The sequence below is a fragment of the Burkholderia sp. AU38729 genome (genome assembly GCF_020419725.1).
In the GTDB taxonomy this organism is placed as follows: Bacteria; Pseudomonadota; Gammaproteobacteria; order Burkholderiales; family Burkholderiaceae; genus Burkholderia.
In genome coordinates this window covers 29,791-46,224 of record NZ_JAIZQO010000022.1, presented here as the reverse complement: position 1 = coordinate 46,224, position 16,434 = coordinate 29,791, and the positions used below count along the sequence as shown (strand labels likewise).

Annotated in this window: 9 protein-coding genes and 4 tRNA genes; all 13 read left to right on the top strand. The window is 60.8% G+C overall.

Annotation, left to right across the window (positions count from 1 at the left end):
- Positions 1 to 2,269: 2,269 nt before the first annotated feature.
- The 13 genes from LGM56_RS35835 (at position 2,270) to rpoC (ending at position 16,215) form a co-directional block, all read left to right on the top strand.
- Positions 2,270 to 2,355 (top strand) — tRNA-Tyr (locus LGM56_RS35835).
- A gap of 44 nt (positions 2,356 to 2,399) precedes the next feature.
- Positions 2,400 to 2,473: transfer RNA gene (locus tag LGM56_RS35830), tRNA-Gly, on the top strand.
- A gap of 24 nt (positions 2,474 to 2,497) precedes the next feature.
- A tRNA-Thr gene (locus tag LGM56_RS35825) sits at positions 2,498 to 2,572 on the top strand.
- A 66-nt stretch (positions 2,573 to 2,638) separates the two neighbouring features.
- On the top strand, positions 2,639 to 3,829 hold the full coding sequence (tuf, locus tag LGM56_RS35820; RefSeq protein WP_011350666.1) for an elongation factor Tu: 1,191 nt from the start codon (positions 2,639 to 2,641) through the stop codon (positions 3,827 to 3,829).
- 59 nt (positions 3,830 to 3,888) lie between these two features.
- Positions 3,889 to 3,964: transfer RNA gene (locus LGM56_RS35815), tRNA-Trp, on the top strand.
- Positions 3,965 to 4,008: 44 nt separating this feature from the next.
- The gene (gene secE / locus LGM56_RS35810; RefSeq protein ID WP_006482892.1) at positions 4,009 to 4,389 is read left to right on the top strand and encodes a preprotein translocase subunit SecE; all 381 of its coding nucleotides are present in this window, start codon (positions 4,009 to 4,011) and stop codon (positions 4,387 to 4,389) included.
- Between the two features lies 1 nt (position 4,390).
- Positions 4,391 to 4,948: a transcription termination/antitermination protein NusG gene (gene nusG, locus LGM56_RS35805; RefSeq protein WP_006400672.1), complete on the top strand. Its 558-nt coding sequence runs from the start codon at positions 4,391 to 4,393 to the stop codon at positions 4,946 to 4,948.
- Between the two features lie 142 nt (positions 4,949 to 5,090).
- Positions 5,091 to 5,522 carry a 50S ribosomal protein L11 gene (gene rplK, locus LGM56_RS35800; protein WP_006477201.1) on the top strand — a complete coding sequence of 144 codons (432 nt, stop codon included), beginning with the start codon at positions 5,091 to 5,093 and terminating at the stop codon, positions 5,520 to 5,522.
- Entirely contained in the window at positions 5,523 to 6,221 is a 699-nt protein-coding gene (gene rplA, locus LGM56_RS35795) for a 50S ribosomal protein L1 (protein WP_006482906.1), read from the top strand.
- A 308-nt stretch (positions 6,222 to 6,529) separates the two neighbouring features.
- Positions 6,530 to 7,027 (top strand): 50S ribosomal protein L10, encoded by a 498-nt coding sequence (gene rplJ / locus LGM56_RS35790; protein WP_021161756.1) that lies wholly within the window; start codon positions 6,530 to 6,532, stop codon positions 7,025 to 7,027.
- 63 nt (positions 7,028 to 7,090) lie between these two features.
- Complete coding sequence (gene rplL / locus LGM56_RS35785) at positions 7,091 to 7,465, top strand: 50S ribosomal protein L7/L12 (protein ID WP_021161757.1); 375 nt, start codon at positions 7,091 to 7,093, stop codon at positions 7,463 to 7,465.
- Positions 7,466 to 7,842: 377 nt separating this feature from the next.
- Positions 7,843 to 11,949 carry a DNA-directed RNA polymerase subunit beta gene (rpoB, locus tag LGM56_RS35780; protein WP_039339224.1) on the top strand — a complete coding sequence of 1,369 codons (4,107 nt, stop codon included), beginning with the start codon at positions 7,843 to 7,845 and terminating at the stop codon, positions 11,947 to 11,949.
- A gap of 21 nt (positions 11,950 to 11,970) precedes the next feature.
- Positions 11,971 to 16,215, top strand: a complete 4,245-nt coding sequence (gene rpoC / locus LGM56_RS35775; protein WP_046544763.1) for a DNA-directed RNA polymerase subunit beta' — start codon at positions 11,971 to 11,973, stop codon at positions 16,213 to 16,215.
- Positions 16,216 to 16,434: the final 219 nt, after the last annotated feature.

Here is a 16,434-nt window from a genome sequence, read left to right as displayed (position 1 = left end):
TCCCGAACAGGACCGTGAAACGACTCTACGCCGATGATAGTGCGGATTCCCGTGTGAAAGTAGGTAATCGTCAGGCTCCCTAAGCCAGAAACCCCCGCCCGAAAGGCGGGGGTTTTTGCATTGGCGCGGCGGTAATGCACGGGGGGCGCGGAGTGGTGGCCTAGCCACATCCAGGCGCCGAATGCGTCGATTCAGACACCTGCCGTTCCCGAGAACTCGCAGCGCCGCGCTACAGATCAAACCGATCGAGCTGCTCCCGCACTGGTAGTTGGCGTTGGCTGAAACCCACATTCAAACATTCATCCTCCCGCTGCTCGCGACGATTGCGGCCAGGTCGAGTAGCGACTCCATCTCGCGTATCTGGCTACCGCTCAGGGCAGATTTGAGCGTTGCCGGGCTGCGGCCCGGTGGAGCATCGCCAACTCCTCGATTGCCGATTATCGGGCATCGTTCAGCGGCATATCGAGCTCATCCTCGGCCAAAAGTCACTATTGCAATTTCGTGCCTATCAAGCATGTTCGCGGCCCCGGTCACCACAACGAGCCCTCGACATGCGGGGCAACGGGGCCCTCTATCGGACGTTTGGCGCGTTCTCGCTGCGCGCGCTGAGTGGCTGATGCCCATCGAGCGGACGAAGTCGAATCGTGCCGTGAATCCCACTGTGTAGCCATCCAGGGTTGTTTATGACTCAATTGGTTGCATCTTCGCTCAAGTCGGCTTGAGCGACGGAACGGGCGCGTGTAACCCACCGGATGGACATGGGCGCTGCTAGCGCGAACCTGCGTCCGCGAGTTCGTCGACCCGATAGCATCAGAAATCCGCGCTGTTCCTTTTGACGAGCACGGGCTGCCCGTCTCGCACCGCATCGATTTCTTCGATGAGTGAATAGGCCGTGCCGCCAAAGCAGTCTCGCCCATTACCCATAACGCGAAGTGCTTGCCGCCGGCGTCGATGCCGGTCGATCGCACCGTGCATGCGGTACTCGGATCCCGGAGTGCGGAGCCATTGCCCGGCGAAAACTGACGGGTCGTGTTCCTGCCTTGATTTCGGGTTAGCACGACCAACGCCGGGCAGCGAGCGATCGATGTCGGAGACTGGATGTCGCACGCCAGCTTTCCGTCGTCGTCGGATGGATGCGGAGCGGAGAACGCGCCGGCGTCGAATCCTGCGCAGGTACTAGCGTTCAGCTGCACGATGCGGGCATCGTCCGGGCATGCGGGATGTCATGCGTATGCCGTGGATTCGCTGCGGTAGGCCAACCAGATGCTGACGTTGGTCGGCTTGCATGATGGCGAAGGAGTGGGCGGCACATTGCAGAATGCTCGCCGAGATCGCGTCGACAAGCCCGCGGGCAGGCCGAGGCGGGACCGCATATCATCGCCGAGTAGTGGCTGCAATGCGTCGCTTCAGGCTGGGCCGCCGGACTCACCTTCTGACGCACTATCGCCTGCGCCGACGAGGTACGTGGACGCATCGTTGAGCAGCCACGCATAGGCGATTGCATCTTGCTCAGCGGGACGCCCCAACGAAACCGACGTGTGCCGAACCGAGGCACCGGGCATCGAGCGCGGGTTTCAGTCGGTCATATGCGACGAGCAATGAAGCTGCCGCGCTGCGTCCCGGGGCGTGGCTGTCGGCAGTGCCTGATGGCGGAGCCTGGTGATCGTGCTCGATCGACACCAGGCATCCGACGGACCCGCGACATGCGCGGTCAAAGCCGTGAAGGTCATCGCACGGGCAAGCAGGCGCATGAGGATCGGAACCGGAGGCGGGCAGCTGTCCTGCGATGGTATCGCGGCCGTGGCTGAAGTCGGCTAGGGTCGGTGGCGCGCCCACCACTTCCTGTCGGTTGCCGTGGCCGCAGGATCCGATGCAGTTGCTGGAAAACACCCGAAAGCCTCGACACGTCATCCCCCCGCAGGTCCGGTCAGACAACCGGTGAGATTGGAAGCGATATCCCTTGAAATATCGGGGGGCATATCAGCGAATCCACTCGGCACGAAATTTGCGGAAATTTTTCGCTTACCCGCTTGGCAGAGCGCGTAAGAGGTCGTATGATGGCGGTCTTTCGTTTTCAGCGTAGATGCAGATCGACGTTGAGGGCGGAGTCTGACGAAGATGTGGCATTGATCAGCAGTACCCATGCTTGCCTTAGCCGGGCAAGGGCGGGAGATCGGTGGTCAGGCAGGTGTCGGGAAGAAAGTAAAAATAATCTTCCGGATCCGCTTGACAGAAGTGCGATGCACCCCCATAATCGTCAGTTCTCTACGGAGGGGTGCCCGAGTGGCTAAAGGGGGCAGACTGTAAATCTGTTGGCTTACGCCTACGTTGGTTCGAATCCAACCTCCTCCACCAAGATTATCAGCGCAGTGAGCGGTAAGGAATCGTTTGTGGCCCGTGCGGGTGTAGCTCAATGGTAGAGCAGAAGCCTTCCAAGCTTACGACGAGGGTTCGATTCCCTTCACCCGCTCCAGACCGCGAAGTTGAAGCGTAAAGCGCCCATGTGGCTCAGTGGTAGAGCACTCCCTTGGTAAGGGAGAGGTCGGCAGTTCGATCCTGCCCATGGGCACCAGCAGTAAAAAGTCAGTGTCTTGTTTGCGCGCGGCGCAACCTGTGAAATTCCTTCTGGGAGTCGAAAATGGCCAAGGGTAAATTTGAGCGGACCAAGCCGCACGTGAACGTTGGTACGATTGGTCACGTTGACCACGGCAAGACGACGCTGACGGCAGCGATCACGACGGTTCTGACGAAGAAGTTCGGCGGCGAAGCGAAGGCATACGACCAGATCGACGCGGCACCGGAAGAAAAGGCGCGCGGCATCACGATCAACACGGCACACGTCGAGTACGAAACGGCTAACCGCCACTACGCACACGTCGACTGCCCGGGCCACGCTGACTATGTGAAGAACATGATCACGGGCGCAGCGCAGATGGACGGCGCGATCCTGGTTTGCTCGGCAGCTGACGGCCCGATGCCGCAGACGCGTGAGCACATCCTGCTGGCACGTCAGGTTGGCGTTCCGTACATCATCGTGTTCCTGAACAAGTGCGACATGGTGGACGACGCTGAGTTGCTCGAGCTGGTCGAGATGGAAGTTCGCGAACTCCTGTCGAAGTACGACTTCCCGGGCGACGACACGCCGATCGTGAAGGGTTCGGCCAAGCTGGCGCTGGAAGGCGACACGGGCGAGCTGGGCGAAGTGGCGATCATGAGCCTGGCCGACGCGCTGGACACGTACATCCCGACGCCGGAGCGTGCAGTTGACGGCGCGTTCCTGATGCCGGTGGAAGACGTGTTCTCGATCTCGGGCCGCGGTACGGTTGTGACGGGTCGCGTTGAGCGCGGCATCGTGAAGGTCGGCGAAGAAATCGAAATCGTCGGTATCAAGCCGACGGTGAAGACGACCTGCACGGGCGTTGAAATGTTCCGCAAGCTGCTGGACCAAGGTCAAGCAGGCGACAACGTTGGTATCCTGCTGCGCGGCACGAAGCGTGAAGACGTGGAGCGTGGCCAGGTTCTGGCGAAGCCGGGTTCGATCACGCCGCACACGCACTTCACGGCTGAAGTGTACGTGCTGAGCAAGGACGAAGGCGGCCGTCACACGCCGTTCTTCAACAACTACCGTCCGCAGTTCTACTTCCGTACGACGGACGTGACGGGCTCGATCGAGCTGCCGAAGGACAAGGAAATGGTGATGCCGGGCGACAACGTGTCGATCACGGTGAAGCTGATTGCTCCGATCGCGATGGAAGAAGGTCTGCGCTTCGCAATCCGCGAAGGCGGCCGTACGGTCGGCGCCGGTGTCGTCGCCAAGATCATCGAGTAAGCCAGTTATTCGTTGATCGACAGTTTTGGGGCTGGCAACAGCCAGCCCCAGCATGGTTTAGGGGTATAGCTCAACTGGCAGAGCGTCGGTCTCCAAAACCGAAGGTTGGGGGTTCGATTCCCTCTGCCCCTGCCAAAAAAATAGCCACGTGTCCTACGTGGCATTTGTTTTAAGGTGTTATGGCGAATCCATCCGTCGAAACTGTAAATACCTCCGGCGATAAGCTGATGCTGGCCCTGGGCGTATTGTTGGTCTTGGCCGGATTCGTGGGCTTCTTCTGGCTGGCCAATCAGCAATGGTATGTCCGCGGTGCTGCGTTGGCGGTAGGTATCATCGCCGGCGTTGCCGTCGGGCTGATGTCCGCACCTGGCAAGAGTCTCATCGCCTTTGCCAAGGATTCGTACAAGGAAGTCCGGAAGGTCGTTTGGCCCACCCGCAAGGAAGCAACGCAAACCACACTCGTCGTGTTCGGTTTCGTGCTCGTGATGGCGATTTTCCTCTGGTTGAGTGACAAATCGATCGAATGGGTGATTTTCTCGGCGATTCTGGGTTGGAAATGATATGAGCGATACTCCGGCATCCCCGAGCGGAAAACGTTGGTACGTCGTGCACGCCTACTCCGGTATGGAGAAGAGCGTGCAGCGTGCGCTTCAGGAGCGCATCGAACGTGCTGGCATGCAGGACAAATTCGGTCAGATCCTGGTCCCGACCGAAGAAGTGGTCGAAGTCAAAGGCGGCCACAAGGCAGTGACTGAGCGTCGTTTCTTCCCCGGCTACGTGCTGGTTGAGATGGAGATGACGGACGAAACGTGGCACCTCGTGAAGAACACCGCGAAGGTCACCGGTTTCGTCGGCGGTGCGCGCAACCGTCCGACCCCGATTTCCCCGAAGGAAGTCGAGAAGATCATGTCGCAGATGCAGGAAGGCGTTGAGAAGCCGCGCCCGAAGACCCTGTTCGAAGTCGGCGAGATGGTGCGTGTCAAGGAAGGCCCGTTCACGGACTTCAACGGCACCGTCGAAGAAGTCAATTATGAAAAATCGCGCGTGCGTGTGTCGGTCACCATCTTTGGCCGATCCACCCCAGTCGAACTCGAGTTCGGCCAGGTCGAAAAAGTTTGATCCCGATTCGGTGGGCAGCCTCGGCTGCCCACCTTCGCGCTTACGGTCCGCGTCATGGCCGTTGAGGAGCGTCAGTAGCCAGTGGCGAAAGCGCGTTATCACTCACCGAACGCCTTCTCCGGCGTTCCAATGAGGTTCACAAATGGCAAAGAAGATTATCGGCTTTATCAAGCTGCAGATCCCTGCAGGTAAAGCCAACCCGTCGCCGCCGGTCGGTCCGGCACTGGGCCAGCGCGGCCTGAACATCATGGAGTTCTGCAAGGCGTTCAACGCGCAGACTCAAGGCATGGAGCCGGGTCTGCCGGTGCCGGTGGTCATCACGGCATTCGCTGACAAGAGCTTCACGTTCGTGATGAAGACGCCGCCGGCGACCGTCCTGATCAAGAAGGCGGCGAAGGTGGACAAGGGCTCGAGCAAGCCGCACACCGACAAGGTCGGTTCGATCACGCGCGCTCAAGCTGAAGAAATCGCGAAGACCAAGATGCCGGACCTTACGGCAGCTGATCTGGACGCAGCCGTTCGCACCATCGCTGGTAGCGCACGCTCGATGGGCATCACTGTGGAGGGCGTGTAAATGGCTAAGATCTCCAAGCGCCGTCAGGCATTTGCCGCCAAGGTTGATCGTCAGAAGCTGTACGCGATCGAAGACGCACTGAGCCTCGTGAAGGAATGCGCGAGCGCGAAGTTCGACGAGTCGATCGACGTCGCAGTCCAGCTCGGCATCGATGCGAAGAAGTCGGATCAAGTCGTTCGTGGTTCGGTCGTTCTGCCGGCAGGTACGGGCAAGTCGGTTCGCGTTGCTGTGTTCGCGCAAGGCGAGAAGGCTGAGCAAGCGCGTGCAGCAGGCGCGGAAATCGTCGGTATGGAAGACCTGGCAGAGCAGATCAAGGCTGGCCAAATGGACTTCGACATCGTGATCGCTTCGCCGGACACGATGCGTATCGTCGGTACGCTCGGTCAGATCCTGGGCCCGCGCGGCCTGATGCCGAACCCGAAGGTCGGCACGGTCACGCCGGACGTCGCAACCGCCGTCAAGAACGCGAAGGCTGGTCAGGTGCAATTCCGTGTCGACAAGGCCGGTATCATCCACGCGACCATCGGCCGTGCATCGTTCGAACCGACCGCACTGCGTTCGAACCTGTCGGCACTGATCGAAGCGCTGCAGAAGGCAAAGCCGGCAACGAGCAAGGGCGTCTACCTGCGCAAGATCGCACTGTCGAGCACGATGGGCGTCGGCGTGCGTGTGGACCAGGCTACGCTGGCAGCACAGTAAGCAAGTATTCGGGCCGCTTCGTTCGCGAAGCGGCCTACATGGGCTTTGGGCGGTTGTTCGTGCGGTAGGGCGGGCAACCGGTTATCAAAGACCGTTGGTGGGGCGCAGCAGTCAGGTGTTCCCTTAATTCAAGCCAACGCAGATGGCGAACCCGAAAAAGTTTTGCAGTGGTGAAGCCGCAGGCCGCGAAGCGATTCCCGGCGTGAGGTGGAAATACTCCTAACGAGGTCGGACGCCGTTGTTGAACGAGGTACGTGAGGTTTCGGCCATGCCGGCCGCGCCGAACGTATCGTTTCTGGAGGCTAACCGTGCCGCTTAATAGAGAAGACAAGCAAGCCGTCGTCGCTGAGGTTTCCGCGCAAGTCGCGAAGGCCCAGACCGTTGTGCTGGCTGAGTATCGTGGAATTGCGGTTGGCGATCTGACCAAGCTGCGCGCGAAAGCGCGTGAGCAACAGGTTTACCTGCGCGTGTTGAAGAACACGCTGGCGCGTCGCGCTGTTGAAGGTACCCCGTTTGCTCCGCTGGCAGAGCAGATGACTGGCCCGTTGATCTACGGCATCTCGGAAGATGCAATTGCTGCTGCTAAGGTCGTCAACGACTTCAGCAAGAGCAATGACAAGTTGGTCATCAAGGCTGGTTCGTTCGATGGCAAGGTGATGGACAAGGCTGGCGTGCAAGCGCTGGCAAGCATCCCGAGCCGCGAAGAACTGCTCTCGAAGCTGCTGTTCGTTATGCAATCGCCTGTTTCGGGCTTCGCGCGCGCTCTGGCCGCGCTGGCCGAGAAGAAGCAAGCGGAAGCTGCGTAATCGAGCGTGCATCAGCGTCATTGATCGCTGGCTGTATCCGAATTCAATTTAGGAGTATTTCAAATGGCAATCGCAAAAGAAGACATCCTGGCAGCAGTCGAAGGGATGACCGTTCTGGAACTGAACGAACTGGTCAAGGCATTCGAAGAGAAGTTTGGCGTGTCGGCAGCTGCAGTGGCAGTCGCTGGCCCGGCAGGCGGCGGCGCAGCTGCTGCAGCAGAAGAAAAGACCGAATTCACGGTCGTTCTGGCTGAAGCAGGCAGCAACAAGGTTGCAGTCATCAAGGCAGTTCGCGAACTGACGGGCCTGGGCCTGAAGGAAGCGAAGGACGTCGTTGACGGCGCACCGAAGGCTGTCAAGGAAGGCGTCGACAAGGCTGCTGCTGAAGAAGCCAAGAAGAAGCTGGAAGAAGCAGGCGCGAAGGTCGAAGTCAAGTAAGTTTCGGCGCGCTGTGCGAAGGCTGGCGGTATTTTCACCGCCGGCCTTTTTGTGCTTTGTGGGGACGTTATTCTGGCACTCATTCGGGAGCCCGAATAATTGGCCCCAGAAGCCAAAGAAAACCGCCTGATCGTTGTCATTGATCACGAATGGCGGTTCTCTTTGTCTTCTGAAGCGACTGCAGAAGGCAAGTTTGGTCGGGTAGCGGGCAACACAGGCATCCGCTGCCGTCAGCCAGCGGTTGGTAGCGGCCAACCACCAAGCTTCTCGGCTCGTTCAAGCCGTCGGACGGCCATCGGGTCTCAGTCGGTGAACACTCGGGTTTGAAACGTCCAGGTATTCCGCCTCGATAGCACCCGCCGTGATTCGGAGATCGTATGCAATATTCCTTCACCGAGAAGAAGCGCATTCGCAAGAGTTTCGCGAAGCGCCCCATCGTTCACCAAGTTCCTTTCTTGCTGGCTACCCAGCTTGAATCATTCAGCACGTTTCTGCAAGCCGATGTGCCGGCCACGCAACGCAAGCCTGAAGGTTTGCAGGCCGCGTTCACATCGGTATTTCCCATTGTTTCGCACAACGGTTTCGCACGTCTCGAGTTCGTGAGCTATGCGTTGTCCGCGCCGGCATTCAACATCAAGGAATGCCAGCAGCGCGGCCTGACGTACTGCTCCGCGCTGCGCGCGAAGGTCCGCCTTGTCATTCTCGACAAGGAATCGCCGAACAAGCCGGTCGTCAAGGAAGTGAAAGAGCAGGAAGTGTACATGGGCGAAATTCCGCTCATGACGCCGACGGGCTCGTTCGTCATCAACGGCACCGAGCGTGTCATCGTCTCGCAGCTGCACCGTTCGCCGGGCGTGTTCTTCGAACACGACAAGGGCAAGACGCACAGCTCGGGCAAGCTGCTGTTCTCGGCACGGATCATTCCGTACCGCGGCTCGTGGCTCGACTTCGAATTCGATCCGAAGGACATCCTGTACTTCCGCGTCGACCGTCGCCGCAAGATGCCGGTCACGATCCTGCTGAAGGCCATCGGCCTCACGCCGGAACAGATCCTCGCGAACTTCTTCGTGTTCGACAACTTCACGCTGATGGACGAAGGCGCGCAACTCGAGTTCGTGCCCGAGCGCCTGCGTGGTGAAGTCGCGCGCTTCGACATCACGGATCGTGATGGCAAGGTCATCGTCCAGAAGGACAAGCGGATCAACGCGAAGCACATTCGCGACCTCGAAGCCGCGAAGACCAAGTTCATCTCGGTGCCGGAAGACTATCTGCTCGGCCGCGTGCTGGCGAAGAACGTCGTCGACGGCGACACCGGCGAAGTGATCGCGAGCGCGAACGACGAAGTCACGGAAAGCGTGCTCGAGAAGCTGCGCGAAGCGGGCATCAAGGACATCCAGACGCTCTACACGAACGATCTGGACCAGGGCCCGTACATCTCGTCGACGCTGCGTGTCGACGAAACGACCGACAAGACGGCCGCGCGCATCGCGATCTACCGCATGATGCGTCCGGGCGAGCCGCCGACCGAAGAAGCGGTCGAGGCACTGTTCAACCGTCTGTTCTACAGCGAAGAAGCGTACGACCTGTCGAAGGTCGGCCGTATGAAGTTCAACCGCCGCGTCAGCCGTGACGAGATCACCGGCCCGATGACGCTGCAGGACGACGACATCCTCGCGACGATCAAGATCCTCGTCGAGCTGCGCAACGGCAAGGGCGAAGTGGACGACATCGACCACCTCGGCAACCGTCGTGTGCGTTGCGTCGGCGAACTGGCGGAAAACCAGTTCCGCGCAGGTCTCGTGCGTGTCGAGCGCGCGGTCAAGGAACGCCTCGGCCAAGCCGAAAGCGAAAACCTGATGCCGCACGACCTGATCAACTCGAAGCCGATTTCGTCGGCGATCCGCGAGTTCTTCGGTTCGTCGCAGCTGTCGCAGTTCATGGACCAGACCAACCCGCTGTCGGAAATCACGCACAAGCGTCGTGTTTCCGCACTGGGCCCGGGCGGTCTGACGCGCGAACGCGCAGGCTTTGAAGTCCGCGACGTGCACCCGACCCACTATGGCCGCGTGTGCCCGATCGAAACGCCGGAAGGTCCGAACATCGGCCTGATCAACTCGCTCGCACTGTATGCGCACCTGAACGAGTATGGCTTCCTCGAGACGCCGTACCGCAAGGTCGTGGACAGCAAGGTGACCGATCAGATCGATTACCTGTCGGCGATCGAAGAAGGCCGCTACATGATCGCTCAGGCAAACGCCGCGATCGACGAGAACGGCCAGCTGATCGACGAACTCGTGTCGTCGCGGGAAGCCGGCGAAACGATGATGGTCACGCCGGACCGTATCCAGTACATGGACGTCGCGCCGTCGCAGATCGTGTCGGTGGCAGCTTCGCTGATTCCGTTCCTCGAGCACGATGACGCGAACCGTGCGCTGATGGGTTCGAACATGCAGCGTCAGGCCGTGCCGTGTCTGCGTCCGGAAAAGCCGGTCGTCGGTACGGGCATCGAGCGCACCTGTGCGGTCGACTCGGGTACGACGGTTCAGGCGTTCCGCGGCGGCGTCGTCGACTATGTCGACGCAGGCCGTATCGTGATTCGCGTGAACGACGACGAAGCAGTCGCAGGTGAAGTCGGTGTCGACATCTACAACCTGATCAAGTACACGCGTTCGAACCAGAACACGAACATCAACCAGCGTCCGATCGTGAAGATGGGCGACAAGGTCTCGCGCGGCGACGTGCTGGCCGACGGCGCCTCGACGGACCTGGGTGAGCTCGCGCTCGGCCAGAACATGCTGATCGCGTTCATGCCGTGGAACGGCTACAACTTCGAGGATTCGATCCTGATCTCGGAGAAGGTCGTGGCCGACGATCGCTACACGTCGATCCACATCGAAGAGCTGAACGTCGTTGCACGCGACACGAAGCTCGGGCCGGAAGAAATCACGCGCGACATCTCGAATCTGGCGGAAGTCCAGCTCGGCCGTCTCGACGAATCGGGCATCGTGTACATCGGTGCTGAAGTCGAAGCAGGCGACGTGCTGGTCGGCAAGGTCACGCCGAAGGGCGAGACCCAGCTGACGCCGGAAGAGAAGCTGCTGCGCGCGATCTTCGGCGAGAAGGCCTCCGACGTGAAGGACACGTCGCTGCGCGTGCCGTCGGGCATGAGCGGCACCGTGATCGACGTACAGGTGTTCACGCGTGAAGGCATCCAGCGCGACAAGCGTGCGCAACAGATCATCGACGACGAACTGAAGCGTTACCGTCTCGACCTGAACGACCAGCTGCGCATCGTGGAAGGCGACGCGTTCCAGCGTCTCGCACGCATGCTCGTGGGCAAGGTCGCGAACGGCGGTCCGAAGAAGCTCGCGAAGGGCACGAAGATCGACCAGGCTTACCTGGAAGACCTCGACCACTACCACTGGTTCGACATCCGCCTCGCGGACGACGAAGCAGCGGCGCAGCTCGAAGCGATCAAGAACTCGATCGAAGAAAAGCGTCACCAGTTCGACCTCGCGTTCGAAGAGAAGCGCAAGAAGCTCACGCAAGGCGACGAACTGCCGCCGGGCGTGCTGAAGATGGTCAAGGTGTACCTCGCGGTCAAGCGTCGCCTGCAGCCTGGCGACAAGATGGCAGGCCGTCACGGTAACAAGGGTGTCGTGTCGAAGATCGTCCCGATCGAAGACATGCCGTACATGGCCGATGGCCGTCCGGCAGACGTCGTGCTGAACCCGCTGGGCGTTCCGTCGCGGATGAACGTGGGTCAGGTTCTGGAAGTGCACCTCGGCTGGGCCGCGAAGGGCCTCGGCTGGCGTATCGGCGAAATGCTGCAGCGTCAGGCGAAGATCGAGGAACTGCGCGTGTTCCTGACGAAGATCTACAACGACTCGGGCCGCCAGGAAGACCTGGAAAGCTTCACCGACGAAGAGATCCTCGAACTCGCGAAGAACCTGCGCGAAGGCGTGCCGTTCGCAACGCCGGTGTTCGACGGTGCGACCGAGGAAGAAATGGGCAAGATGCTCGACCTCGCGTTCCCGGACGACATCGCTGAACAGCTCGGCATGAACCCGTCGAAGAACCAGGTCCGTCTGTACGACGGCCGCACGGGTGAAATGTTCGAACGTCGCGTGACGCTCGGCTACATGCACTACCTGAAGCTGCACCACTTGGTCGACGACAAGATGCACGCGCGTTCGACCGGCCCGTACTCGCTCGTCACGCAGCAGCCGCTGGGTGGTAAGGCGCAGTTCGGTGGCCAGCGTTTCGGTGAAATGGAAGTGTGGGCACTCGAAGCGTACGGCGCGTCCTACGTGCTGCAGGAAATGCTGACGGTGAAGTCGGACGACGTGACCGGCCGGACGAAGGTGTACGAAAACCTCGTCAAGGGCGATCACGTGATCGATGCAGGCATGCCGGAATCCTTCAACGTGCTCGTGAAGGAAATCCGCTCGCTCGGTATCGATATCGATCTCGACCGCAATTAATCGGACTACGGAGAGAAAGCAATGAAAGCTCTGCTCGATCTATTCAAGCAAGTCCAACAGGAAGAAGTTTTCGACGCGATCAAGATCGGTCTGGCCTCGCCGGACAAGATCCGTTCGTGGTCGTTCGGCGAAGTGAAGAAGCCGGAGACCATCAACTACCGTACGTTCAAGCCGGAACGCGATGGTCTCTTCTGCGCGAAGATCTTCGGGCCGATCAAGGACTACGAGTGCCTGTGCGGCAAGTACAAGCGTCTGAAGCACCGCGGCGTGATCTGCGAGAAGTGCGGCGTCGAAGTGACGCTGGCGAAGGTGCGTCGCGAACGGATGGGCCACATCGAGCTGGCCTCGCCGGTCGCTCACATCTGGTTCCTGAAGTCGCTGCCGTCGCGTCTGGGCATGGTGCTCGACATGACGCTGCGCGACATCGAACGCGTGCTGTACTTCGAAGCCTATGTGGTGATCGAACCGGGCATGACGCCGCTGAAGGCGCGGCAGATCATGACCGAAGAGGATTACTACAACAAGGTCGAGGAATACGGCGACGAATTCCGTGCCGAAATGGGCGCGGAGGGCGTGCGTGAACTGCTGCGCGCGATCAACATCGACGAGCAGGTCGAGACGCTGCGCACCGAGCTGAAGAACACCGGCTCGGAAGCGAAGATCAAGAAGTACGCGAAGCGCCTGAAGGTCCTCGAGGCATTCCAGCGCTCGGGCATCAAGCCCGAGTGGATGATCCTCGAAGTGCTGCCGGTGCTGCCGCCGGAACTGCGTCCGCTCGTGCCGCTGGACGGCGGCCGTTTCGCGACGTCGGACCTGAACGACCTGTATCGCCGCGTGATCAACCGTAACAACCGGTTGAAGCGTCTGCTCGAGCTGAAGGCACCTGAAATCATCGTCCGCAACGAAAAGCGGATGCTGCAGGAAGCCGTCGACTCGCTGCTCGACAACGGTCGTCGCGGCAAGGCGATGACGGGCGCGAACAAGCGTCCGCTGAAGTCGCTCGCCGACATGATCAAGGGTAAGGGCGGTCGTTTCCGTCAGAACCTGCTGGGCAAGCGCGTCGACTACTCGGGCCGTTCGGTCATCGTGGTCGGCCCGACGCTGAAGCTGCACCAGTGCGGCCTGCCGAAGCTGATGGCGCTCGAGCTGTTCAAGCCGTTCATCTTCAACAAGCTGGAAGTGATGGGTGTCGCGACGACCATCAAGGCTGCGAAGAAGGAAGTCGAGAACCAGACGCCGGTGGTGTGGGACATCCTCGAAGAGGTGATCCGCGAGCACCCGGTGATGCTGAACCGTGCGCCGACGCTGCACCGTCTCGGTATCCAGGCGTTCGAGCCGGTGCTGATCGAAGGCAAGGCAATTCAGCTGCACCCGCTCGTCTGCGCGGCGTTCAACGCCGACTTCGACGGTGACCAGATGGCCGTTCACGTGCCGCTGTCGCTCGAAGCGCAGATGGAAGCGCGTACGCTGATGCTGGCGTCGAACAACGTGCTGTTCCCGGCCAACGGCGATCCGTCGATCGTGCCGTCGCAGGATATCGTGCTGGGTCTGTACTACGCGACCCGCGAAGCGGTCAACGCCAAGGGCGAGGGCCTGTCGTTCACGGGCGTGTCGGAAGTGATCCGCGCGTACGAGAACAAGGAAGTCGAGCTGGCATCGCGTGTCAACGTGCGGATCACCGAAATGGTCCACAACGAAGACACGTCGGAAGGCGCACCGCCGTTCGTACCGAAGATCTCGCTGTACGCGACGACCGTCGGCCGCGCGATCCTGTCGGAGATCCTGCCGCACGGCCTGCCGTTCTCGGTGCTGAACAAGCCGCTGAAGAAGAAGGAAATCTCGCGCCTGATCAACACGGCGTTCCGCAAGTGCGGTCTGCGCGCGACGGTGGTGTTTGCCGACCAGCTGATGCAGTCGGGTTTCCGTCTCGCGACGCGTGCCGGTATTTCGATTTGCGTGGACGACATGCTCGTGCCGCCGCAGAAGGAAACGATCGTCGGCGACGCCGCGAAGAAGGTGAAGGAGTACGACCGCCAGTACATGTCGGGTCTCGTCACCGCGCAGGAACGCTACAACAACGTGGTCGACATCTGGTCGGCAACGTCGGAAGCGGTCGGCAAGGCGATGATGGAGCAGCTGTCGACGGAGCCGGTGACGGACCGCGACGGCAAGGAAACGCGCCAGGAATCGTTCAACTCGATCTACATGATGGCCGACTCGGGCGCCCGGGGTTCGGCGGTTCAGATTCGTCAGCTGGCCGGTATGCGAGGCCTGATGGCGAAGCCGGACGGCTCGATTATCGAGACGCCGATTACCGCGAACTTCCGCGAAGGTCTGAACGTGTTGCAGTACTTCATCTCGACCCACGGTGCACGTAAGGGTCTGGCTGATACGGCACTGAAGACCGCGAACTCGGGTTACCTGACGCGTCGTCTCGTCGACGTCACGCAGGATCTGGTCGTGGTGGAAGACGATTGCGGCACGTCGAACGGCGTGGCGATGAAGGCACTCGTCGAAGGCGGTGAAGTCGTCGAAGCGCTGCGTGACCGTATCCTCGGCCGCGTTGCGGTGGCGGACGTCGTGAACCCGGAAACGCAGGAAACGGTGTACGAATCGGGCACGCTGCTCGACGAAACGGCGGTCGAGGAAATCGAACGCCTCGGCATCGACGAAGTGCGCGTGCGCACGCCGCTGACCTGCGAAACGCGCTACGGCCTGTGCGCGGCCTGCTACGGCCGTGACCTCGGCCGCGGCTCGCTCGTGAACGTCGGCGAAGCAGTCGGCGTGATCGCGGCACAGTCGATCGGTGAGCCGGGCACGCAGCTGACGATGCGTACGTTCCACATCGGTGGTGCGGCATCGCGTGCGGCAGTGGCTTCGTCGGTCGAAGCGAAGAGCAACGGTATCGTGCGCTTCACGGCGACGATGCGCTACGTCACGAACGCGAAGGGCGAGCAGATCGTCATTTCCCGTTCGGGCGAAGCGATGATCACCGACGATTTCGGTCGCGAGCGCGAGCGTCACAAAGTGCCGTACGGCGCGACGCTGCTGCAGCTCGACGGTGCGACGATCAAGGCAGGCACGCAGCTCGCCACGTGGGATCCGCTGACGCGTCCGATCATCACCGAGTACGGTGGTACGGTGAAGTTCGAGAACGTCGAGGAAGGCGTGACCGTCGCGAAGCAGATCGACGACGTGACCGGCCTGTCGACGCTGGTCGTGATCGACGTGAAGCGTCGTGGCTCGCAAGCTTCGAAGAGCGTGCGTCCGCAGGTCAAGCTGCTCGACGCGAACGGCGACGAAGTGAAGATTCCGGGCACGGAGCACGCGGTGCAGATCGGCTTCCAGGTCGGCGCACTGATCACCGTGAAGGATGGTCAGCAGGTGCAGGTCGGTGAAGTGCTCGCACGTATCCCGACGGAAGCGCAGAAGACGCGTGACATTACCGGCGGTCTGCCGCGGGTGGCGGAACTGTTCGAAGCGCGTTCGCCGAAGGATGCCGGCATTCTCGCGGAAGTCACCGGTACGACGTCGTTCGGTAAGGACACGAAGGGCAAGCAGCGTCTCGTCATCACGGACCTCGAAGGCAATCAGCACGAGTTCCTGATCGCGAAGGAAAAGCAGGTTCTGGTTCACGATGCCCAGGTGGTCAACAAGGGCGAAATGATCGTGGACGGTCCGGCCGATCCGCACGACATCCTGCGTCTGCAGGGTATCGAGGCGCTGTCGCGCTACATCGTCGACGAAGTGCAGGACGTGTATCGTCTGCAGGGCGTGAAGATCAACGACAAGCACATCGAGGTGATCGTTCGCCAGATGCTGCGTCGTGTGCAGATCACCGACAACGGTGATACGCGCTTCATCCCGGGCGAACAGGTCGAGCGTTCCGACATGCTGGACGAGAACGATCGCATGATCGCCGAGGACAAGCGTCCGGCTTCGTACGACAACGTGCTGCTCGGTATCACGAAGGCATCGCTGTCGACCGACTCGTTCATCTCCGCGGCATCGTTCCAGGAAACGACCCGCGTGCTGACCGAAGCGGCGATCATGGGCAAGCGCGACGATCTGCGTGGCCTGAAGGAAAACGTGATCGTCGGCCGTCTGATTCCGGCCGGTACGGGTCTCGCGTTCCACAAGGCGCGCAAGGCGAAGGAATCGTCGGATCGCGAGCGTTTCGACCAGATCGCAGCGGAAGAGGCATTCGACTTCGGCACGCCGAGCGCGCCGGCAGAAGAGCCGCAGCAACACCCGGCAGCCGAGTAAGTGCGGGCGGCGCGAGCCGCCTTGCCTTACCTTGCTGTCACCGAGACCGCCCGGTTATGCCGGGCGGTTTTTTTTCGTCTGTCGTTCATGCGCATGACGGGCCTGTCGCGCGGCTGTCGCAGCCCGTCATGCACACGAACGAACCCTGGCCGATCGGCCAAACCGCACGATTCGCCACGCGTCGCGCGAGCGGGTTGTTAAAATTGCGGTCATCGTTTA